Origin of the sequence: Ideonella sp. A 288 (assembly GCF_002198735.1) — a bacterium.
GTDB lineage: Bacteria > Pseudomonadota > Gammaproteobacteria > Burkholderiales > Burkholderiaceae_C > Pseudaquabacterium.
The window spans coordinates 1-21,952 of sequence record NZ_MWLO01000022.1 but is presented as its reverse complement, the minus strand read 5'-3'; the positions used below and the strand labels follow the sequence as shown (position 1 = coordinate 21,952).

General features: G+C 69.2%; 18 protein-coding genes. 10 read left to right on the top strand and 8 right to left on the bottom strand.

What is annotated here, in order from left to right:
- Positions 1–646 precede the first annotated feature (646 nt).
- The 6 genes from pepF (at position 647) to EOINJALH_RS01130 (ending at position 9,722) form a co-directional block, all read left to right on the top strand.
- Positions 647–2,449: an oligoendopeptidase F gene (pepF, locus tag EOINJALH_RS01155; RefSeq protein WP_088278479.1), complete on the top strand. Its 1,803-nt coding sequence runs from the start codon at positions 647–649 to the stop codon at positions 2,447–2,449.
- 487 nt (positions 2,450–2,936) lie between these two features.
- Complete coding sequence (locus EOINJALH_RS01150) at positions 2,937–4,979, top strand: ATP-dependent endonuclease (protein WP_088278478.1); 2,043 nt, start codon at positions 2,937–2,939, stop codon at positions 4,977–4,979.
- A complete protein-coding gene (locus tag EOINJALH_RS01145; protein ID WP_088278477.1) occupies positions 4,961–6,718 on the top strand; it encodes a UvrD-helicase domain-containing protein in 1,758 nt (585 codons plus the stop codon). The genes EOINJALH_RS01150 and EOINJALH_RS01145 overlap by 19 nt, the downstream gene beginning before the upstream one ends.
- Positions 6,719–7,380: 662 nt before the next feature.
- Positions 7,381–8,019 carry an MBL fold metallo-hydrolase gene (locus EOINJALH_RS01140; RefSeq protein ID WP_088278476.1) on the top strand — a complete coding sequence of 213 codons (639 nt, stop codon included), beginning with the start codon at positions 7,381–7,383 and terminating at the stop codon, positions 8,017–8,019.
- A gap of 167 nt (positions 8,020–8,186) precedes the next feature.
- Positions 8,187–8,957, top strand: a complete 771-nt coding sequence (locus EOINJALH_RS01135) for a LuxR family transcriptional regulator (protein ID WP_088278475.1) — start codon at positions 8,187–8,189, stop codon at positions 8,955–8,957.
- 111 nt (positions 8,958–9,068) lie between these two features.
- Positions 9,069–9,722 (top strand): Crp/Fnr family transcriptional regulator, encoded by a 654-nt coding sequence (locus EOINJALH_RS01130; RefSeq protein ID WP_088278474.1) that lies wholly within the window; start codon positions 9,069–9,071, stop codon positions 9,720–9,722.
- Positions 9,723–9,741: 19 nt separating this feature from the next.
- Here EOINJALH_RS01130 and EOINJALH_RS01125 read toward each other — a convergent pair whose 3' ends face one another.
- The 5 genes from EOINJALH_RS01125 to EOINJALH_RS31550 form a co-directional block, all read right to left on the bottom strand.
- A complete protein-coding gene (locus tag EOINJALH_RS01125; RefSeq protein WP_088278473.1) occupies positions 9,742–10,671 on the bottom strand; it encodes a M48 family metallopeptidase in 930 nt (309 codons plus the stop codon).
- Positions 10,672–10,756: 85 nt separating this feature from the next.
- The gene (locus EOINJALH_RS01120; RefSeq protein ID WP_088278472.1) at positions 10,757–12,340 is read right to left on the bottom strand and encodes an AmpG family muropeptide MFS transporter; all 1,584 of its coding nucleotides are present in this window, start codon (positions 12,338–12,340) and stop codon (positions 10,757–10,759) included.
- Between the two features lie 65 nt (positions 12,341–12,405).
- A complete protein-coding gene (locus EOINJALH_RS01115) occupies positions 12,406–13,239 on the bottom strand; it encodes an anti-sigma factor (RefSeq protein ID WP_088278481.1) in 834 nt (277 codons plus the stop codon).
- A gap of 11 nt (positions 13,240–13,250) precedes the next feature.
- On the bottom strand, positions 13,251–13,793 hold the full coding sequence (locus tag EOINJALH_RS01110; protein WP_088278471.1) for a sigma-70 family RNA polymerase sigma factor: 543 nt from the start codon (positions 13,791–13,793) through the stop codon (positions 13,251–13,253).
- A gap of 73 nt (positions 13,794–13,866) precedes the next feature.
- Positions 13,867–14,016: a hypothetical protein gene (locus EOINJALH_RS31550; RefSeq protein WP_158219606.1), complete on the bottom strand. Its 150-nt coding sequence runs from the start codon at positions 14,014–14,016 to the stop codon at positions 13,867–13,869.
- Positions 14,017–14,147: 131 nt separating this feature from the next.
- Here EOINJALH_RS31550 and EOINJALH_RS01105 point away from each other — a divergent pair, with 131 nt between their 5' ends.
- Entirely contained in the window at positions 14,148–15,083 is a 936-nt protein-coding gene (locus EOINJALH_RS01105; protein WP_088278470.1) for a LysR family transcriptional regulator, read from the top strand.
- 24 nt (positions 15,084–15,107) lie between these two features.
- Here EOINJALH_RS01105 and EOINJALH_RS01100 read toward each other — a convergent pair whose 3' ends face one another.
- Positions 15,108–17,012, bottom strand: coding sequence for a GspE/PulE family protein (locus EOINJALH_RS01100; RefSeq protein WP_088278469.1), 1,905 nt, complete (start codon positions 17,010–17,012; stop codon positions 15,108–15,110).
- A 146-nt stretch (positions 17,013–17,158) separates the two neighbouring features.
- On the opposite strand from EOINJALH_RS01100, the gene trxC reads away from it, so the two are divergent.
- The 3 genes from trxC to EOINJALH_RS01090 all read left to right on the top strand — a co-directional run bounded on the left by trxC (position 17,159) and on the right by EOINJALH_RS01090 (position 18,307).
- Positions 17,159–17,587, top strand: coding sequence for a thioredoxin TrxC (trxC, locus tag EOINJALH_RS01095; protein ID WP_088278468.1), 429 nt, complete (start codon positions 17,159–17,161; stop codon positions 17,585–17,587).
- Between the two features lie 105 nt (positions 17,588–17,692).
- Entirely contained in the window at positions 17,693–17,833 is a 141-nt protein-coding gene (locus EOINJALH_RS32100; protein WP_199873114.1) for a hypothetical protein, read from the top strand.
- Between the two features lie 120 nt (positions 17,834–17,953).
- On the top strand, positions 17,954–18,307 hold the full coding sequence (locus EOINJALH_RS01090; protein WP_088278467.1) for a CZB domain-containing protein: 354 nt from the start codon (positions 17,954–17,956) through the stop codon (positions 18,305–18,307).
- Positions 18,308–18,328: 21 nt separating this feature from the next.
- Here the strand turns inward: EOINJALH_RS01090 and EOINJALH_RS01085 are convergent, their stop codons facing one another.
- Both EOINJALH_RS01085 and EOINJALH_RS01080 read right to left on the bottom strand, forming a co-directional pair.
- A complete protein-coding gene (locus tag EOINJALH_RS01085) occupies positions 18,329–20,116 on the bottom strand; it encodes an ABC transporter substrate-binding protein (RefSeq protein ID WP_088278466.1) in 1,788 nt (595 codons plus the stop codon).
- A 71-nt stretch (positions 20,117–20,187) separates the two neighbouring features.
- On the bottom strand, positions 20,188–21,952 hold a 1,765-nt coding region (locus tag EOINJALH_RS01080; RefSeq protein WP_144289797.1), incomplete at its 5' end, for an ABC transporter substrate-binding protein.

Below are 21,952 nucleotides of genomic sequence, written 5' to 3'. Positions count from 1 at the left end.
TCTCCTTGCTTGGATTGAATCACTCAGCAAGGGAGACGGTTTCCGGGGGCAAGGTCAGGCTGCACGTGTACGGGGGGTCCGATCGGCAGCTTCAGGGCGGCGAGTTCCTGGCTGCGGATGTCGGTTCAGGGTCGATTCGAGGCAGTCACGGTGGATGGGAGCAGCCGGTCGCGCAACGAGACCGTGCAGTCCCAACACGGGGGTCAGGTGTACCTCGCATAGCTGCCGCTCGGGTCAACATAGGAGGCCGAGCCGAACGTCTGCTTGATGGCGCTTACCGTGCGTACGCCGGACGGCGGCGACCGGCTCCTTACGCCGCAGACTCGTCGGTCGCGACCCGGATATCGGCTCGACACTGCATCGAGGGTTCGAAAGCTGTCGCCTCATACGGCCGCTGTATTCTGTGACCGGGTACTGATCGAGCTGCGGTCACTGACCCCCCGCGCATGCCCAGCAAAGGCAGGTCGGGGCGCTCTTTCTTGATGCCCGTGCTGGCTGAGGTGGCACTGAGGGAATCCGCGCCCAATGCGCGTACTGCGCCGTGCTCATGCCCACCCCAACAGCCGATCGCTGGCCGCGGGGGTGTGTACCTTATCCGGCCGGTTGACCACGCCGATACTCGCCAAAACTGCCAGAGGCCCACCGCATGTCATCCCTTCCGTCACGCTTCGAAGTCCCCGTCGAGACCACCTGGGACCTGCGTGACCTGTTCCCCGACGAGGCCGCCTGGGAGGCCGAGTTCGAGGGCATCGACGCCGCCCGGCAGGCGTTCGCCGCCTACGAAGGCCGGCTCGGCAGCAACGCGGCCATGCTGCTGGCCTGCCTGACGGACCTCGAGACGCTCGGCGCGAGGCTGATGCGCGTCAGCACCTTTGCCCACCTGCGCAACGCCGAAGACGCCACGCACCCGCCCCACCAGGCGGCAGTGGCCCGGGTCGCGGCGCTGCAGGCGAGGATCGACGCGGCAACGAGCTTCGTCGACTCCGAGATCCTTGCGCTGCCGGACGGCGCGATGCAGCGTTTGCGCGCGACCGAGCCGGGCCTGTCCGCGTTCGACGTGCTGCTCGACGACCTGCTGGCGCTGAGACCGCACCGGCTGTCCGCCGAGACCGAGCGCGCGCTCGCCGCGCTGGGCGAGGTGCTGGACGCGCCGTACATGGCCTACGGCCGGTGCAAGTTCGGCGACATGCGTTTCGAGCCCTTCACCGACGGGGCAGGCACCGTGCACGCGAACTCGTTCAACGGCTTCGAGTCTCGCTTCGAGACGCACAGCGACGCGAGCGTGCGCCGCGGCGCCTGGGCCTCGTTCACCGCCGGACTGCGCGCCCACCACCACACCAGTGCCGCCACCTTCGCCACCGAGGTCAGCAAGAACGTCGTGCTGGCGCGGTTGCGCGGCTACGCCAGCACCGAGGCCCTGCTGCTGCAACCGCACAAGGTCCCCCACACGCTGTACCGCGACATCCTCGACGTCATCCAGGCCGAACTCGCGCCCCACATGCAGCGCTACGCGCGCCTGCGCCAGCGTGTGCTGGGGCTCGACCGGTTGATGTACTGCGACATCAAGGCGCCGCTGGACCCTGAATACAACCCGCCGATGCCCTGGGACGAGAGCTGCCAGCTGGTGATCGAGGCGCTGGAGCCGCTGGGGACCGAGTACCTGGACTTCGTGCGCCGAGCGTTGACACAGCGCTGGGTCGACCGTGCCGACAACGTCGGCAAGTCCTCGGGCGCGTTCTGCGCGTCGCCCTACGGCGTGCACCCGTACATCCTGATCACCTGGTCGGACACGATGCGCAACGTGTTCACGCTGGCACACGAGCTGGGCCACGGCGGGCACTTCGCGCTGGCGATGAAGCACCAACGCTTCGTCAACATGCGCCCGGCGATGCCCTTCATCGAGGCGCCGTCGATCATGAACGAGATGCTGCTGGCACGGCACATCCTGGCCCGCAGCCAGGAGCGGCGGCTGCGGCGCTCGGTCATCATGCAAGTGCTGGGCACCTACCACCACAACTTCGTGACCCACCTGCTCGAGGCCGAACTGCAGCGGCAGGTCTATGCGCTGGCCGAGCAGGGCGGCTCGATCACCGCGACGGTGCTCGACGACTGCCAGGGCCGCATCCTCGAACGCTTCTGGGGCGACACGCTGGAACTGGACGACGGCGCACGCATGACCTGGATGCGCCAGCCGCACTACTACATGGGCCTGTACCCGTACACCTACTCCGTGGGCCTGGTCGCTTCGACGGCGATGGCGCTGCGCGTGCAGCAGGAAGGTACACCCGCGCTGCAGCGCTGGCTGGAGGTGCTGAAGGCCGGCGGCACACGCACGCCGCTGGAGTTGCTGCAATGGGCGGGCGTCGACATGACGTCGCCACAGCCGATCCGCGACGCCGTGGCCTATGTCGGCCGGCTGATCGACGAGCTCCAGGCCTCGTTCGATTGAGCGTCGCCGTCTCGGACACCCGTCAACGCTGTCCGAGCGGGCAGATTGTCGGAGGGGGTGTCCCTCCATGGACGTGACTGGCGGCTGGTGCCAGCGCCACGTCGGGCAACTGCATACGCCCGACGGCGCTTCGTGGACGTTGACGGTCAACCGTACCCATGGCCTCCGGTTCGTCTCCAAGCTGCGTGCCGGCGCAATCGGGGCTGAGGGTGCCAACTTGATCGGCATCGCTGCATCGAGGGCGGAGCGCAGTACCAGCGAAGCTGCCCGTCCATGGACAAACGGCAGGTCAAGACTGATTCCGGTCGCTCACCAACGGCCGCTCTATGGAACCATTGCGGTGGGCGATGAAAGGAGGCGCTTCGTGCATCACCTCCGCCCACCTTAAGCACATCTCGTCTACTATCGCCGCGAGTTCATTCAGCGTGGGCTCCCCAGGCAATGGCATCAAGATCAAGGCGCCTGGGCAGGGAGAGGGAGACCGGGCATGAAGCTGTCCGAAATTGCCATCAAGAACTTCCGGCTGCTGCGTGACACTCGCATGCGGCTAGACACAGAGGGCATCACCACGATTCTGGTCGGCCCCAACAACAGTGGGAAGACCTCAGCGATCGAGGCGATGCTGACCTTCCTCCAAAGGCCGATCAAACAGCTGTCAATCAACGACTTCTCGCTGGAGTGCCGCGACACGTTCAAGAAGTTTGAACAACATGTCCTGACGCCCCCCGCTGTTGGCGCACCGGCCAGTGCCGAAGCGGCTGCAGGCCCCCTTCCGGAGCCAACTACCCTCCCCGCGTTGCCGGCCATGTCGCTGCGCCTGAAGTTCGACTACGACGATACGGGCCCAGACCTTGCCATCGCCGGCGAGCTCCTGATGGACTTGGAAGACGCGTCCACCTCGGTGTTGGTCGAAATCCTGTTCGCGGCTGTTGATCCCAAGCAGCTGGCGCAGGCCTACCTGAAGGACCGGGACAATGATCAGTCGCTTGTCGACTATCTTGCACCCACGCTGCATGACTATTTCAAGCTGGACCAGTTCAAGCTAAGCCCCGACGGCAGCCAGTCGGAACGCTTGCCGGACCGCGGCATCCTGCAACGGCTGATCGGCATCGACGTCGTCAGCGCGCAGCGCCACATCGACGATCGCGAAGAAGGCAGCAAGGCCACGCGTCTGTCGACGCTGCTGCATGCTCACTACGAGCGCCGGTACAAGGTCGACGCTCCCAACGACTTTAAAGCGCTCGAGAGGACGCTGCGGGACCAGTCCACGGCCCTCGGTCCCCAATACGTGAAGGCTTTCGACGGCCTCATGAAGGGGTTGGCCAAGTTCGGCCATCCTGAGTCCCCCAAGCTGACGGTCCGTGCCGAGCTCAGCGCCGACGGCCTTTTCAAGGACACCACGCGCGTTTACTACGCGGCGGTCAGCGCAGCCCCGCCACCGGTCGAGGGCGCCGTGGCGGCGCTTGACCAGGCCTTCGAACTGCCCGAGCGCTACAACGGCCTCGGCTTCAAGAACCTCATCTACATCGTGCTGTGCCTGAAGTCCTTCCGTGAGGACGTCGAGTCCGACCCCGAACACCGTCCACGCGTCCACCTGGTGGTCGTCGAGGAACCGGAGGTACACATGCATCCCCAAATGCAGGCCGTCTTCGTCCAGAAGGTCAGCGAGTTCCTCACACCTGCCGCCGGCGAGACTGGGGTGCAGTTGCTGCTGACGACGCATTCGTCGCACATGGCGGCCAACTGCGGTTTCGCGCCGATCCGCTACTTCCGGCGAAACAAAGGAACGGTCGAGATCAAGGACCTGCTGTCCTTCGAGTCCTCAGCGAAAACTGAACCCGAGAAGGCCGCGATGGAGTTCCTGCGGAAGTACCTGACGACAACGCGGTGCGACATGTTCTTTGCCGACAAGCTCGTGTTCATTGAGGGGCAGGTCGAACGCATGCTGCTGCCCCGTCTAATCGCGGCCCTCGATGCCGCGCTGCGCGACAAGCTCACGTCAACCTACGTCTGCACGGTCGAAGTGGGCGGCGCGTATGCGCACCTCTTCCGCAAGCTGATCGAATTCCTGGAGCTGCCCGCGCTGGTGATCACCGACTTGGATTCGATTGACGGCACGACCAAGAAGAAGGCGCCTGTGGCTAGTGGGCACGCCACCAGCAACGCCACCCTGTCTCAGTGGCTTCCGGGAAGTTCCAACTTGCCGACTCTAATGGCCGCTGCCGAGGTGCAGAAGACCTCGGGACGGGTCCGCGTTGCCTATCAGGTCCCCGAAGCTGCGGGTCACCCGTGCGCCCGCAGCTTCGAAGAAGCATTTGTGTATGCCAACGCGGCCTGGCTGATCACCAACAAGGCCAAGCTCTTGGGCACTGGGGGAACCTTTACTCATACCGATGCGGCAGCCCTGACCGTCGACGCCTACAACATCGACCTGCCCAAGGTCGACTTCGCGCTTGACCTGCTGGCCAACGAAGGCTGGATCACGCCCATGTACATCCGCCAGGGGCTCGAATGGTTGGCGAAGCAGTAGCCCCGGCCGCGGCCGAAAGGACGGCGGACGAACGTATCGCCGAGTGCCTTGCCGAGGGCCGGAGTTTCGTTCTCGATGCCGGCGCCGGTGCGGGCAAGACCTTCTCGCTCATCGAAGGTCTCAAGAAGCTCTGCGCGCCGCCGGTCGCCGACCGGCTCAGGCGCGATGGGCAGCAGATCGCCTGCATCACCTACACCAACGTGGCCAAGGACCAGGTGATCGAGCGCATCCAGGGCAATTCTCTGGTCCGTGTTTCGACCATCCACGACTTCGTCTGGAGCACCTTGCAGCCCCACCAGCAAGCCCTTCGGCAGGCGCTGCTCGATCTCAATGCAGCGCTCCCCGCCGGGAGCACGCGTCGGGTCGATCAGGTCGAGCTGGAAGCGAGGGTCGCAGCACGGCTGGAGGTGAAGTACTCGGATCGCGGCTCAAAGTTCCTAGAAGGGCGGGTCTACCACGATGACCTGCTGTCGATCGCGCGTCTCGCCTACGGCCGTTACGCCAAGCTGGCGAGAATCGTGGCGAGCCGCTACCCGTACATCTTCATCGACGAGTATCAGGACACCAGCGAAGCCGTGATCGACGTCCTGCTACGCCGGATGCTGCCGCTGGCCGGCGACAAGCTTGTGCTTGGGTTCTTTGGCGACAAGATGCAAAACATCTATCACCATGGCGAGCACAAAGGGATTGGCGAGCTGCCGGCGGAGCTGGCAGCTCCCCTGGAGGTCATCGTCAAGCGCGAGAACCGTCGTTGCTCTTTGCACGTCATAGATGTCTTGAACAAGATCCGAACCGACATCACCCAGATTCCCGGGAACAACAACGCTCAAGGCGACGTTGCATACATCCGTGTGGCGGTTGGTGCCGATGAAGCCGGTCTCCAGCGCGCGCGGGACCTTCTGGCGAACACCCTGAATTGGGACTTGGCAGGCACGGGAACACGCGAGCTATACCTGACCCATCGCTTGATCGCCCGCAAAGCCGGCTTTGCCGACCTGCTGCAGGCCTTCTCGGATAGAGGTGCCTTTGCCAAGGATGCCCTCACCGATGGCTCTGACCGGCGGATCTCGTTTTTCCTGGAAAGAGTTGAACCTCTGGCCCTGGCCTGGGAGAAGGGGCACATTGGCGAGACGCTGGGCAGGCTCCATGGCGCCGGTCACCGTCTGGCCAGTCGGGCAGCGAAGTCGGGGGTACGCGAGGCGCTCGACACCCTGATGGCCAGGCGCGCTACCGGAACGGTCCGCGAAGTGCTTGAGACGATCAGAGACCGTCACCTCTTCCCGCTGACTGATGATCTGGCTCTAAGGCTTGCCGACACGCAACCCATCCTGACTGCGGTGATGGATGACGCCGCAAAGGAGCGCGAGCAACAAGACGCGGCGCTGTACGCAGCCCTCTTCGGGCTCCCCTATCAGCAGGTCGCCGCCTTCGCCCGGTTCTTCATGACCAGTACGCCGTTCTCCACCAAGCATGGCGTCAAGGGTGACGAGTTTGACACCGTGCTGGTGGTGCTGGACGACGCTGGCGCCGCCTGGAACTTCTATTCATTCGACAAGTACCTGTCCGGCGCGGATGAGACGGCGAACCCGGGCCGTGCGAAGCGCTCTCGCAACGTTTTCTACGTGTGCTGCTCCAGGGCTCGGCAGCGGCTGGCCGTGATCGATCTCGCGGGCGCATCCGCGGCGAAAGCCGCGCGGATGCGCACACTATTCGGTGTCGATCGATGCCATGAGGTTTAGCGGCGAACCCGTGACATCTCGGACCGGCCTTCGACCTCGCCTTCTAGGCACGAAGGTAGACGTACGAGATCGGTTTAGCTCGAAAGTTGATCGACAGCTTTCGGGCGGTGAGTTCGAGCCTGTAACTGGCGGCATTCGCTGCGTTGCAGGCAACCAGGTTGAGATGGCCGAGGACCCAGAGCGGCGGGTCCGGGGCTTCGATTTACGCGCTTGAGCGGCCCCTTTCCTGCATCCTCCTTACTTTCAACTGGCAATGACCTCTGGCTCCGCCATAGCTGATGTCTGTGCACGCAACCCGAGAAGTCATCTTGGTAGCGCCCCCTGGTAGGAATCTGTGGCAGATCTGGATCGGAATCGCTGGCGCTGTTTGTCCGGATGGCACCGGAAGGAAAGAACGCTTCAGCCGGCCGTCGGCGGTCAGTTTCAAGGGGCCTCTTGCGGTTCCGTCGTAGGTGGAGAGGCCGGCTGAATCTCCAGCCGCCGCGAGACACCGAAATCGGCGCTGTCCTTGGCTACATTTGCTGATGTCGGCAACTTCCGTGCCACGGTGAAGAAAGCTCGGACTCGACACATTGATGCCCAACAAGGGCCGCTGAGGGGCCTAAAAATGGGCTGATAAGTGCCCAAAATCGACGCTTAGTTGCCAAAACTCATAATGCCGCATGCTCCGCTACCACACCGTCCCCGTCACCCCCTTCCAGCAGAACAGCTCCATCGCTTGGTGCGACCAGACCATGGAGGGCGCGGTCATCGACCCCGGGGGCGACCTCGACCAGCTCGAGGCCGCGGCCCAGCGGCTGGGGGTGACGCTGACGCAGATCCTGCTCACCCACGCCCACATCGACCACGCCGGCGGCACCGGTGAGCTGGCGCGGCGCCTGGGCCTGCCCATCGTCGGGCCGCACCCCGGCGACCAGTTCTGGATCGACGGCCTGGCGCAGCAGGCGCGGATGTTCGGCTTCGCGCCGGCCGAGCCCTTCGTGCCCACGCGCTGGCTGGCCGATGGCGACCAGGTGGCGGTGGGCCGCAGCACGCTCGACGTGCGCCACTGCCCGGGCCACACGCCGGGGCACGTGGTATTCCACAGTGCCGAGGCCGGGCGCGCCTTCGTCGGCGACGTGCTGTTTGCCGGCAGCATCGGGCGCACCGACTTTCCCGGTGGCGACCACGACACGCTGATCGCCAGCATCACCCAGCGGCTGTGGCCGATGGGCGACGCCACCGTGTTCATCCCCGGGCACGGCCCCGAGAGCACCTTCGGCCGCGAGCGCCGGACCAACCCCTACGTGACCGGCACCTGAGCAGGCCGGCGGCGGCTGGGCCGCCGGACCCCTCGCGCCGGGCGAGGTGAATAAGTCACAAGATCGGGACGGCGGATTCACGGCCCGTGGCGGGGGGCCTTGCCTAAAGTGATCTCCAGTGCCGAGCCCTGCCACTTTCCTGCAGGGCGGCGCCGAGGAGAACGACCATGCTCGACCAACCCGACCTGCAGCGCCACTTCGTCGACGCACGCTGGAACCCGCAGCCACCCGCGCCAACGCACTACCTGGGCCCCGAGCGGCGCTCGCACGGCCCGGTGGAGCCCAGGCAACTGCTGCAGACCATCGATGAGGTCGACTACGGCATGCTGCTGCTGGGCGATGAGGGCCGCGTGCTGCAGATGAACAAGGTGGCCCGCCGCGACCTGGCCGGCCCGCACCCGCTGAAGCTGGTGGGCCGGCACCTGCACACCCGCGATCCGCAGGAACTGGCCTTGCTGCGCGCGGCCGTGGACGGCGCCGCGCGGCGCGGCCTGCGCCAGCTGCTGCACCTGGGCGGCGAGAGCGGCGGCGTGGGCGTGGCGGTGGTGCCGCTGCCGCAGGCCGACCGCGAGCTGCGCCACCCGGTGCTGCTGATGCTCGGCCGCCGCCGCGTGTGCGAGCCGCTGACGGTGGAGTGGTTCGCGCGCAGCCAGGGCCTGACGATGGCCGAGACGGTGGTGCTGAAGGGCCTGTGCGCCGACCTCACGCCGCTGCAGATCGCCGAACGCCAGGGCGTGGGCATGGCCACGGTGCGCACGCAGATCGGCAGCATCCGCACCAAGACCGGCACCGGCAGCATCGCGGCGTTGGTGCGCCAGCTGGCCTTGCTGCCACCGATGGTGAGCGCACTGCAGGACCTGGTCGACGACCTCGATCCGATGGGCCTGGGCGCTGCGGCAGACCGCGCCACCGGCCGCAGGCGCCCGCTGGACTCCTGACCGCCCGGGGCCGCCGCCCCAGGCACCCGGGCCAGGGCGCCAGCGTCCCCACGGCGCGGCAGGTAGCATGCCGGCCAGCCCCCCGCCATCGGTGGCAGGGGGCTGCCGCCGATGCCCCGTGCCAAGCCCGACCCCGTCGACCTCTCCGCGCTCAGCGACACGCTGCGCGAGCTTGCCTCGCGGGGCGACGTGCGGCGCTACCGCAAGGGCACGCTGCTGATCCAGGAGGGTGATCTCGGCGACACGCTGTTCATCATCCTGGCAGGCCGGGTGCGCGCCTTCAGTGCCGACGACCAGGACCGCGAGATCACCTACGGCGTCTACGGGCCCGGCGAGTACATGGGCGAGATCAGCCTGGACGGCGGGCCACGCTCGGCCAGCGTCATCACGCACGAGGCCTGCACCTGCTCGGTGGTGACCCGCCGCACGCTGGAGGCCTTCATCGCCGAGCGGCCCGAGTTCGCCTTCGAGCTGCTGTCCAAGGTGATCCGGCGCGCCCGCAACGCCACGCAGAACGCCCGCCGGCTGGCGCTGAACGATGTCTATGGCCGCCTGCGGCTGCTGTTCGAATCACTGCCCCCGGCCGCGACGGCGGACGGCGGCATCCGCGCCGTCGAGCGGCTGACGCACCAGGAAATGGCCAGCCGACTGGGCTGCTCGCGAGAGATGGTGAGCCGCCTGCTGAAAGACCTGGCGCAGGGCGGCTACCTGCGCATCGATCGCCAGGCGGTCGTGCTGCTGCGGGCACTGCCGGCGCGCTGGTAGCCCGCCGGGCCGGCGCGGATCAGGCCGCGGCGGCCTTGGGCGGCGCGAAGCGCTGCTCGGGCTTGGGCGCCTGCGCGAACAGCGGCCGCACACGCGGCAGGCGGGCGCCGATCTCCTGGATGCGGGACTCGCCCGACGGGTGGGTGGACAGCCATTGCGGCGGCGCGCCCTTGCTGGCGGCGCCCATCTTCTGCCACAGCGTGACGCCGGCACCGGGGTCGTAGCCGGCCTTGGCGGCCAGGACCAGACCCAGCGCGTCGGCCTCCGATTCGTCGCTGCGGCTGAACTGCAGCGTGAGCAGTTGCGCGCCCATGCCGGCCGCGCTGCGGCCCAGGTCGCCCAGGCCCAGCAGGGCCGAGCCCAGCTCGATGGCGCCGCGGGTGAGCATGGTCTTGCCCATGCGCTCGCGCGCGTGCTCGAGCAGCGCGTGCGCCACCTCGTGGCCCATGATCATGGCCACCTCGTCGTCGCTGAGCTGCAGCTTGGACAGGATGCCGTAGTAGAAGGCGATCTTGCCGCCGGGCATGCAGAAGGCGTTCAGATCCTGCGAGCCGATCAGGTTGACTTCCCACTTCCAGTCGCGCGAGCGCTCGTTGCAGCCCACCGTGAACGGGATGATGCGGTCGGCGATGTAGCGCAGGCGCTGCACCTGGGGGTGGTCCTTCGGGCCCAGAGCGCGCTTGCCGTTGGCCTGCTGCAGCATCTGCTGGTATTGCTGCCCCGCCGCCTGCTCCAGTTGGCCGGCGGGGGCCAGGCCGGCGATCTTGGAGCGCTTGCACTCGGCATCCTGCTGCGCGAAGGCCGGCGCCACCGGCCAGGCCGCGGCCAGGGCGCCCGCGCCGATCAGCGCACCCCCCAGGCGGCGTCGGGCATGCAGCACGCAGCGGCAGGCCTGCCCGTGCAAGGCGGGCAGGTCGATCTCGGCATCGGTGCGGAACGGCGTGGTCATCGGGTCCTTCTTCGAGCAGCGCAGATGGGGCGGGACGGGGCAGGCACAAGGCCCGGGCGCGCTGACCCGGGTGGAATTCTGGCAATCAATCGTCGGCGCTGCCGCTGCCGGGCAGCACCTCCAGGCGCTGCACCGCGGTGCGCATCGACCACAGCAACAGCAACGCCGGCAGCGCCAGCACGGTGGACACGACGAAGAAATCGGGCCAGCCGATCGATTGCGCCAGCACCCCGGCCAGCGGCCCCACCCAGACGCGGCCCACCGAGGCGAAGGCCGACAGCAGCGCAAACTGCGTGGCCGTGAAGCGCTGCTGCGTCAGGCTCATCAGGAAGGCCACGAAGGCCGCCGTGCCCATGCCGCCCGACAGGTTCTCGGCGGCCACCACCATCAACAGCCCGCCGTCCACCGGCGTGGCCTGCTTCAGCGCCACGAAGCCCCAGTCGAAGGCCGGGATCAGCAGGCCCGGCAGGCTGCCCTTGCCGTGCACCGCCAGCCACCAGAAGCCGATGTTGCTGGCCGCCTGCAGCACGCCGAACAGCAGCAGCGAGCGCCACAGCCCCAGCCGCAGCATCAGCACGCCGCCCAGCAACGCGCCGCCGATGGTGAGCCACAGGCCGATGACCTTGTTGACCACGCCCACCTCGGCCGAGGCGAAGCCCATGGCCTGCAGCAGGAAGGGCGTCATCAGCGCGCCGGCAAAGGCGTCGCCCAGCTTGTACAGCACGATGAACAGCAGGAAGGCCGCCGCGCCGGGCTGGCTGAAGTAGCCGCGCAGCCCGCCCAGCAGGGTTTCGAAGCGCGCCCGCCGTGCCGCCCAGGCGCCCAGCGGCAGCGTGAAGGCGATGCCCATCAGCAGCGCGGCCAGGTCGATCCAGCGCGTCTGCAGGGCCGGCGTGAGCGCCAGGCCGGCCAGCCACGACGACAGCAGCGCCGCCGCCACGGGCGTGGCCAGGTGCAGCGTGAACAGGTAGCCGGCCACCGCCGCCGCGGCCACGGCGACGAAGCCGATGAGGTCGTTGCGCGCCACGCTGGTGGGTGCCGGCGCGGTGCGCAGCCGCGGCAGCGCCAGCGCCGAGAACACCGCCACCAGCACCATCAACGCGGCCATGCCGCGGTACACGTCGGGCCAGCGCCAGCCGTTGCCGGCCACGGGGTCGGTCCAGATCAGCGCCACGCCACCCGAGACGATCATGGCCAGCCGGTAGCCCAGCACGTTGAGCGACGAGCCCAGGCCGCGCTCGGCCGGCGGCAGCAGGTCGGTGCGGTAGGCGTCGATGACCACGTCCTGCGAGGCCGAGACGAAGGCCACCGCCACCGCCAGCAACGCGAACACCTGCAGCGCACCGCTGGGCGGCGTGGCCGACAGCGCCAGCAGCGTGCCGGCCAGGCCCAGCTGCGTGGCCACCAGCCAGCCGCGGCGCCGGCCCAGCGCGGGCAGCAGCTCGAAGCGGTCCATCAGCGGCGCCCACAGGAACTTGAAGGTGTAGGGCAGGCCCACCAGGCTGAGGAAGCCGATGGTGGCCACGTCCAGCCCCTCGACGCTGAGCCAGGCCTGCAGCGCCTGGCCGGTCAGGGCCAGCGGCAGGCCCGAGGCGAAACCGAGGACGGCGACGACGAACAGGCGATACGACGCAGCCAGGCCACGCCGGGCGGGAGGGTGACCGGGCATGCGGCCATTCTAGGAAGCGCCCGGGCAGGCCCGCCGCCGGCGGTGCGGGGTCGTCCGACGGGCGACTACGACACCGGCTTGGCCTGCGGCATCAGCGGGGCTTCCTCGGACTGCTTGTAGACCGACTCGGCCAAGGTCAGCAGCCGCTCGCGCGGCAGCGTGCCGACCAGGGCGCAGCCGAAGCCGGCCTCGGTCCAGAAGAACATCGAGACATCGCCCTCGCGGCGGAACTGGAAGGCCGTGTCGGCACCGGCCTCGGGCCGGCGCAGGTACAGCGTGACGCGCTGGCCGGCGCTGTTCTGGTACATCAGCTGCGCGCTGGGGCCGGTGGCATCGGGCAGCAGCCGACCGCCGACCAGTTCAAAGCCGTGCGGACGCAGGTCGAACAGGCGCACCGGCATGTCCAGCCGCTTGGTCAGCCAGCGCGCCAGGTGCTCTTCCTGCGCGCGCTGCTCGTCGGCCGACGGGCTGGCCACCGCCACCTCCACCGGGTGGCGCACCTCGGGCACGTACACCGCGTGGGCCACGGCCGCGCGGTGCGTCCAGGTGCTGCCGCCACGGCCCTGGGCCAGGGCCTCGCCGGCGGGCTTCACCTGCCAGGCGACGGCGGCACCGACCAGCGCCCCGCCGATCAGCAGGCCGGCGGCCATCGCCGCGCGCGCCCATTCGAACGACGGGCGCGGCCGCTGCAGCACGGCGTCGCGCAGCGCCTCGGGCACCGGCTCGTCGACGACCGGGCCGAAGCGCGCGCGCAGCGCGTCGCGATCGGCGGCCCAGAGCTGCAGCCGGGCGGCGTCCTCGGGGTGGTCGCGCAGCCAGGCGTCCACCGCCTCGCGCTCGGCCGGCGCCAGCTCACCGTCGAGCCAGGCGCTGAAGTGTTCGTCAGGGGGTCGTTGCATCGTGTTCATGGTCACACCACTCGGCGCAGCGTCGGCGTGCCCTCGGCACGCGGCCTGCCGTCCAGCGCCGCCCGCAGCGCGGCGCGTGCGCGCGAAATGCGCGACATCACGGTGCCGATGGGAATCCCCAGCACCTCGGCACATTCGGCGTAGCTGAGTTGTTCAAGCGTCACCAGCAGCAGGGGCGCGCGTTGGTCGGCCGACAACTGGGCCAGCGCGGCGGCCAGGTCGAGCCGCAGGCCGGTGTCGGCACCGGGGTCGGAGCTGATCGCGTCCTGGCGGATGGCCAGGTCGTGCGGGTCGAGGTGGGTCAGGCGCGCATCGCGGCGGCGCGAATCGAGGAAGGCGTTGTGGGCGATCGACAGCAGCCACAGCACCATGTCGCGGCGCTGGTCGAACTGGTGCCAGTGCGACAGCGCGCGCTCCAGCACGGTCTGCACCAGGTCGTCGGCGGTGGACGGGTCGAAGGCCAGCGAACGGGCGTAGCGCCGCAGCCGAGGGATCGCACCGATCAGTTGTTGGCGAAAGGCATCAGGAGCAAGCACATCCGGCATACGCGGCCCTGCGGGAGATTATTCCCGCGCGGCCGGGACGCGCCGCGGGCTGTTCAGGTGGGCCGCGTCGAGATCAGGCCTGCTGGCCGCGCAGCCAGGCCAGCCAGCGCGTCGCCGTGGGCACCTGTGGCGGTGCGGGGGGCGGCGCGGGGGCCCAGCGCTCCAGCAGCCGCAGCGGCGGCTGGGCAGAGGCTGGCGGGGGATCGTGCGGTGACAGGGTCATGACATGGCAGGCGGGCTCGTCGGCATCGACGGGCCCCAGGTGACCATCGTAGGCAGACGCATTCCCGCAGACAACCCGCCCTTTCGCATTCTCCAATTGCAAACCTGCAGGCGACAGGGATACTCCAGCGCATGGGAGAACTGGACTGGAGTGACCTGCGCTTTGCGCTGGCGGTGGGCGCCACGGGCAGCCTGGCGGGCGCGGCGCGGCAGTTGGCCGTGAACCACACCACCGTGCTTCGGCGCCTGGATGCGCTGGAATCGCGCCTTGGCGCGCGCCTGTTCGAGCGCACCCGCAGCGGCTACCAGCCCACCGATGCCGGTGCGCTGCTGCTCGAGCAGGCCCGGCGCATGGCCGACCAGGCCGACGAGATCGAGCGCCGGGTGATGGGCCGCGACCGCGAGCTCACCGGCCTGCTGCGGGTGACCACCGCCTTCGTGGTGATGGAGCACCTGCTGCCGCAGCCGCTGGCGGCGTTCTCGCGCTCGCACTCGGGCATCGAGGTCGAGGTGGTCGAGAACGCCTTCCTGGTGGACCTGTCGCGCCGCCACGCCGACGAATCGCCGTCCTGGTCGCGGCGCGAGGCCGACGTGGCGCTGCGCCTGTCGGCCCAGGTGGCCGAGCACCTGGTGGGCCGGCCGCTGGGCATGACGCACTGCCGCGTGTACGCGCTGCGCGGCGCGCCCGACCTGCCGCAAACCGTGCTGCCGCTGGCCTCACTGGTGCGCGATGCGCCCTGGGTGGCCTTCGAGCGCGACTCGCAGGCGCGTGTGTACGACCAGTGGATGCGCAAGCAGCTGGCGCAGGCCAAGGTGCGCTTGCGCGTGGACATCTTCAACGCGGTGGCCGCGGTGCTGCGCGCCGGCGCCGGCGTCGGCATACTGCCCACCTTCATGGAACGCCGCCACCCCGAGCTGATGCCGGTGTCGGAGGTGATCCCCGAGCTGTCGGTGCCGGTGTGGATGCTCACGCACCCCGACCTGCGCCAGACGGCGCGGGTGCGCGCCTTCATGCAGCACGTGGGCGACGGCATCGCGGCGCAGCTGGACCCGGCCACGCCGCCCTGAGGCCCGGGCGGCCGGGCGACGTGCTCATTGGTTGGTCGCGGCGATCACCTCGGCCAGGTCGGTCAGGCCGGCCAGCACCTTGGCGATGCCGTCCTGCCGCAGCGTGACCATGCCGCCGGCCAGTGCGGCGGACTGCATCTCGCTGGCTGGCGCACGGTGGCGGATCAGCTCGCGGCCGGCCTCGCTGGCCAGCATCAGCTCGTGCAGGCCGATGCGGCCCTGGTAGCCCTGGCCGTCGCACTCGGGGCAGCCCACCTTGCGGTAGACGACGACCCGGCCGTGGCCGTCCGCGTGGCGCTGGCGCCAGCGCGCCACCAGCGCGTCGGGCGAGTCGCCGCGGCCGGCGCTGCTCTCGGCGTGCAGGTGGGCCAGCGACTGCAGGCCGGACTCGTCCAGCACCTGCGGCGCACGGCAGTGCGGGCACAGCCGCCGCACCAGGCGCTGCGCCAGGATGGCCAGCAGCGAGTCGGAGAACATGAAGGGGTCGAGGCCGATCTCGAGCAGCCGGGTGATGCTCTCGGGCGCCGAGTTGGTGTGCAGCGTGGACAGCACCAGGTGGCCGGTGAGTGAGGCCTCCACCGCGATGCGGGCGGTCTCGGCGTCGCGCATCTCGCCGATCATGATGACGTCGGGGTCGGCGCGCAGGAAGGTGCGCATGGCCTGGGCGAAGGTCCAGCCGATGCGCGGGTTGACCTGCACCTGGCGCAGCCCGTCCTGCGTGATTTCCACCGGGTCTTCGGCCGTCCAGATCTTGCGCTTCTCGGTGTTCAGCTCGCGCATCACCGAGTGCAGCGTGGTGGTCTTGCCGCAGCCGGTGGGGCCGCAGATGAGGATCAGGCCATAGGCCTTGGCCATCGCGCCGCGCAGCGCCACCAGGTTGTGCGAGGCCAGGCCGATGGCCTCGATCGGCATCGGCTCCAGCCCCGACAGCAGGCGCAGCACCACGTCTTCCAGGCCGTGCAGCGTGGGCACGGTGACCATACGCAACTCGACCTTGGACCCGCCGAAGCGCGCGAAGGCGATCTTGCCGTCCTGCGGCTTGCGGTGCTCGGAGATGTCGAGGTCGGCCATGATCTTCAGCCGGCCCACCAGCGCATAGCGCAGCCGCAGCGGCAGCTCGAGGTAGGACTGCAGTTCGCCATCGACGCGCAGCCGCACCTTCACCGGCCGCGTCTGGCTGGTCTCGATGTGGATGTCGCTGGCGCGCAACCGCACGGCATCGGCGATGAGCGCGTTGACCAGGCGCACCAGCGTGTTGTCGGATTCGGTGATCACCGATCCGTCGGCCGGCTCGGCAGCGTCGGCGGCGGCGCCGTCGGTGCCCAGTGCGCGCAGCAGCGCGGGCACGTCGTGGGCGTGGCTCTCGGCGACGGCCGTGGCGGCGCTGCGGCCCAGGCTGGCATAGGCCTGCGCCACGGCCGGGGCCAGGGTGCCGGGCAACGTCATCACCGGCACCACGCGCTGCTGGCAGGCAAAACGAAGTTGCTCGAGCAGCGCGGTGTCCCAGGGGTCGGGCACCGCGATCACCAGCGCGTCGCCGTGCAGCATCAGCGGCAGCAGGCCCTCGCGCTCGGCCAGCGCGCGGGGCACGCGGCGCAGCGCCTCGGGCTCGGGCACCAGGCCTCGCGGGTCGATCATCGGCACGCCCATCCAGGCCGCCATCACAGCATGCAGCTGCACCGGGCTCAGCACGCCGGCGTCCACCAGCATCTGCCCCAGCAGCCGGTGCGGCTGGGTGTGGCGCTGGGCCTCGAGCATGCGCGCAAGCGTCGAGGTGTCGACGAGACCGCGCTCGATGAGCGCTTCGCCCAGGTGGCGCGCGCGGTGCGGGGCGGGTGCCAGCAGCGCGGCGCGCACGGCCTCCAATGAATTGGGCAGGCCGCGGGCGCGGTCGGACAGCGGTGCGAGGGCGGCGGGTTGGGTGTCCATGCGGGCGGTGGTCGGCACAGGCCGCCACTTGCCAGTCTGGCAGATCGGCGGTCGCCCGGGGCGGGTCATCGGGCCGCGGCGTGATGGCGATCAAACCGCGCACGCGCCCCTCTTGAAATACGGTCACCCGTACCGAGCTGGAAGACATGAACACTGCCATGCACCAGGTCGTCTGCGCCCATTGCGGCGCCGTCAACCGCATCCCCGCCCACCGCCTGGCCGACGACCCGGACTGCGGCCGCTGCCATCGGCCCCTGCTCGATGGCCGGCCGGTGGAATTGACCGATGGCAACTTCGACACCGTCGTCGGGTCCACCACGTTGCCGGTCCTGGTGGACTTCTGGGCCGCCTGGTGCGGGCCGTGCCGGGCGATGGCGCCGCAGTTCGAGACGGCGGCGCGGCAGATGAAGGGCCGCGCGCTGTTCGTCAAGGTGGACAGCGACGCCAACCCGCGGCTGGCCTCGCGCCACGCCATCCGCAGCATCCCGACACTGCTGCGCCTGCAGGGCGGCGTCGAAACCTCACGCAGCTCCGGTGCGCTGCCGGCGGCACAGATCGTGGCGATGGCGTCGTGACCCACAATGCCGTGGGTTGCGCGGGTTGACAAGCCGCGCGGCGCCACCGAGCATCGTCAACCAATCCCATGCCACGAGGGCAGGGCCCACCGCCGGAGAGCCGACATGGCAAAAGGTCAGCAGCGCAGTACCAAGGAAGCCAAGAAACCCAAGAAGGACGCCCCCAGCGGCAAGCCGGTGTCGCCCGGCGCGGTGACACCCACCGTCGTCACGCTGGTGCCCGAGCGGGGCAAGAAGAAGAAGTGAGCGCAGGCCGGGTCCCGGCAGGGCACTGCCGGCTAAAGGTCCGGGCTCGGCGGCCGATGAATGAAGGCATGAGGCACCGCAGACTGCGGTCGCCAGACTGCCATCGACCAGGAACCGCCCATGGACCTCTCCCAAGCCACCCAGGCCCATTCCGAATGGAAGGTGAAGCTGCGCATGGCGATCACCAAGAAGGAATCGCTCGACGCCAACACCATCTCGGCAGACAACTGCTGCAACTTGGGCAAGTGGCTGCACGGCGAGGCCAAGGGCAAGTACGCCAGCCTCAGGTCGTACTCCGAATGCGTGCAACGGCATGCCGCTTTCCACCGTGAAGCCGGCGCCGTGGCGCGCGTCATCAACAGCGGCGACTTCGCCAAGGCCACGCAGATGCTCGACGGCGGCACGGCCTATTCGGCCGCGTCCAGTTCCGTCGGCGCGGCGATCCTGGGGCTGAAGAAGGAAGCCGCCCTGTAGCCTTCGGCGGACGGTGCCGGCTCAGCGGCTGTCGCCGACATCCAGGAACTGCCAGTAGTCGCGCATGAACGGGTGGCGCCAGTGGTGGCGCACGCGCGGCTGCAGCAGGTCCACCATGATGCGGTGGTTGTGCACCTTGTACGGCATGTAGGCGACCAGCAGGTCCTTGGCCTGGCGCATCAGTGCGTCGCGCTCGGGGCCGTCGGGCAGGCGGCTCTGGCGCTCGAACAGGCGGTCGAAGGCCGGCAGCGCGAAGCGCGAGTCGTTGGACTCGGTGGCGTTCGGCCCGTAGGCGATGCCCAGGAAGAAGCCGCCGTCCGGTGAGGCAGCCGACCAGGCGTAGCCCCAGATCATCAGGCTGTTGGTGCGGCTCTTCTTCAGCAGCTCGGGCCAGGTGGACACCTCGAACACCACGCGCAGCCCCACCGCGTCGAGCGCGCGCTTCCACAGCTCGTTCAGGCTGCGCGAGAGCTGGTCGCTCTGCGTGGCCATGCGCAGCACCAGCGGCTGGCCGTCGGGCGTCTCTCGCCAGCCGTCACCGTCGCGGTCGAGGTAGCCGTACAGGTCGAGCAGCGCACGGGCCTTCGGGCGGCTGTGCTCGTCCATCTCGCTGCGGTAGCCGGGGTCGTAGCCGGACGTGAAGGGCGGCACCGGCGACTGCGCCGGCAGCGCCAGCCCGCCGCGCACCTGCGCAATCTCGCGCGCGCCGTCGTAGGCCAGTGCGATGGCCCGGCGCAGGGCCACCTTTTCGGCCGTGTAGCCGCCCACCAGCGGGTCTTCCATGTTGAAGTAGTTCATCGTGATGTCGGGCTGCAGCGCACGCTGCAGGCGCACGCCCCGGCGCGCCAGGAAGGGCGCCAGCCGCCCGCCCGGCACGGCCATCGGCGCGAACTGGCTGGGCAGTTCGAGCAGGTCGTGCTGGCCGTTGAGGAAGGCCAGCCAGCGCGGCTGCGCCTCTTCGACGATGTCGACCACGATGCGGTCCAGCAGCGGCAGCGTGCGGCCGGCCAGTTGCGCGGCGATGGCGCGCGCCTCGGGCTGGTCGGCCGGCTGGCCCTCGTAGCGGGTGCCGCGGTGGCTGGGCGAGCGCAGCAGCTCGATGCGCGCGCCGCGCCGCCAGGCGCCCAGGCGAAAGGCCCCGGTGCCCACCGGGTGCGCGCCGATGTCGTCGCCATAGAACTCGACCACCTCGCGCGCCACCGCGCCGAACAGGCCCGGCGTGGCGAAGTTGTAGATGAAGCGCGGGTTGGACTCGCCGAGCTGAACCACGAAGGTGTGGCGGTCGACCGCGCGCAGGCCCTCGGTCTCGGTGTCGTAGTCGAAGGGCTGGCCCTTCAGCGCCCGCTCGCGCAGCGCGGCCAGGCCCGGCATCTTGCCGGCTTCGAGCAGGTAGAGGTCGCTCGACTTCCAGCGCGGGTCGAAGAAGCGCTTGAGCGAATAAACGAAATCCTGAGCGACCAGTTCGCGCCGCGTTCCGCGGAAGGCCGGGTCGTCGCTGAAGTAGATGCCCGGCCGCAGGCGGAAGGTGAAACGCCGCCCGTCGGCCGACACCTCGGGCAGCGCCACGGCGGTGGCCGGCACCAGGCGCACCGGGCGGGCCAGGTAGTCGAAGCTCAGCGGCGCCTCGAGGATCTGGGACAGCAGCTTGGCCGAGTAGTGGCTCGAGTTGGCCTGCGCCGGGTCGAGGCCGCTCTCGGGCGAGTTGAAGGCCAGGCGCAGCGTGCGCACACCGTCGTCGGCCGCGGTGGCGCCCGCCGGCCACGCCGCCGCACCCGCGGCGCCAATCAGCTCACGCCGGCGCAATGGCACGCAGCACCCTCACTGGTGCGGGCCCGCCGGGCACCGCGCCGGCCCCGCAGCCGCGGGCCGCAGACGCGCGCTCAGCGCAGCATCCTGTCGCGCAGCTCGACATCCACGTCCACCCGATGCCACCACTCCTGCCAGAACAGCGGACGGCGGAAGCCGATGAGCCACGGGTGCCACAGGTCGGTGCTCAGGCGGTTGACCTGGTACTTGCTGGGCATGTACGCGTTGGCGATCTTCTTGGCGTCGAGGAACAGCGCCTCTCGCTCGGGACCATCGGGCGTGCGCTGCAGCTTGTCGTAGATCGCATCGAAAGGCGGGTACTTGAAGCGCGTGAGGTTCTGTCCGCCGCTGGCCGGCCCGTACAGGCGCTGCAGTGCGCTGGCGCCATCGGGCCGGTCGGCCGACGAGCCCAGCGACCAGATCTGGTAGTTGCCGGCCCGCGCGGCCTTGAGGTTCTCCGGCCACTTGGCCGGCAGGAACCGGGTCTTGATGGCCACGGCGTCATAGCTGCGCTTGATGACCTCGTCGAGCTGGCGCGAGATCTGGTCGGGCTGGGTCGCGAAGCGCAGCACCAGCGGCTGGCCGTCGGGCAGGTCGCGCCATCCGTCGCCGTCCTTGTCGACGTAGCCGAACATGTCGAGCAGGGCCTTGGCCTTGGGCGGGCTGAACTCGCCCATCTCGGAGCGGAAGGCGGTGTCGTAGCCAGTGGTGTGCGGCACGATCGGCGAGTGCGCGATCACGGCCTGGCCGCGCCGCACGCCGCTGATCTCGCGCGGCGTGTCGTAGGCCAGTGACAGTGCGCGGCGCAACGCGATCTTGTCGGGCGTGTAGCCGCCGAGCACCGGGTCTTCCATGTTGTAGATGATCAGGCCCGAGTCGGCGTTGACGTTGCGGCGGCCCTGGATGCCTTTCTTGGCCAGGTTGGGCGCGATCTTGTTGTTGGGCATCGCCAGGTTGGCGAAATCCAGCGGCACCTGGCCCGAGATGGCCACCAGCCCGTCGATCTGGCCGTTGAGGAAGGCCAGCCAGCGCGGCTGGTTCTCGTCGATCACCGACACCTCCACCCGGTCGACCATCGGCAGCCGCCGACCCTTGAAGCGCGCCAGCAGCGCCTGGCCGGCGGCATCGTCCGCGGCCGGCTCGCCGTCGTAGAGCATCTCGCGGAAGTCGGGGTTGCGCTCCAGCACGATCTGCGAGGCCCTGCGCCACTTCACCAGCTTGAACGGCCCGGTGCCCACCGGGTGCTCGCCGATCTTGTCGCCGTAGAACTCCACCACCTCGCGGGCCACCGCGCCCATCAGGTCGGATGCGCCGATGTCCTGCAGGAAGCGCGGGCGCGGTGCGTCGAGCTGGAAGCGCAGCGTGTAGCGGTCGAGCACCTGGATGCCCTCGATCGGGCGGTCGTAGTCGAAGGCCGTCTTGCTCTTGAGCGCGTCGTCGCGCACCGCGGCCAAGCCCTTGAACCCGGTCTCGAGCACGCTCGACGCGATGGGGCTCTTGTTGGCCGGGTCGACGATGCGGCGGTAGGCGTAGGCATAGTCCTGCGCCACCAGCTCGCGCTTCTGACCCTTGAACGCCGGGTCGTCGGCGAAGTAGATGCCGGGCGTCAGGCGCACCGTCCAGGTGGTGAAGTCGGCACTGTGCTCGGGCATCGCCGCGGCAGTGAGCGGCTTGATCTTCGCCGGCCGCGCCAGGTGGTCGTACTGGTACAGCGCCTCGAAGATGTGCGGCGTGACCGTGCGCGAGTACAGGTCGTTGATCTTGGCCGGGTCGAAGGTGGTCTCGGCCACCGAGAACGGGACGCGCAAGACCTTCAGCGGGGCGGAGGCCGGGGCGGCG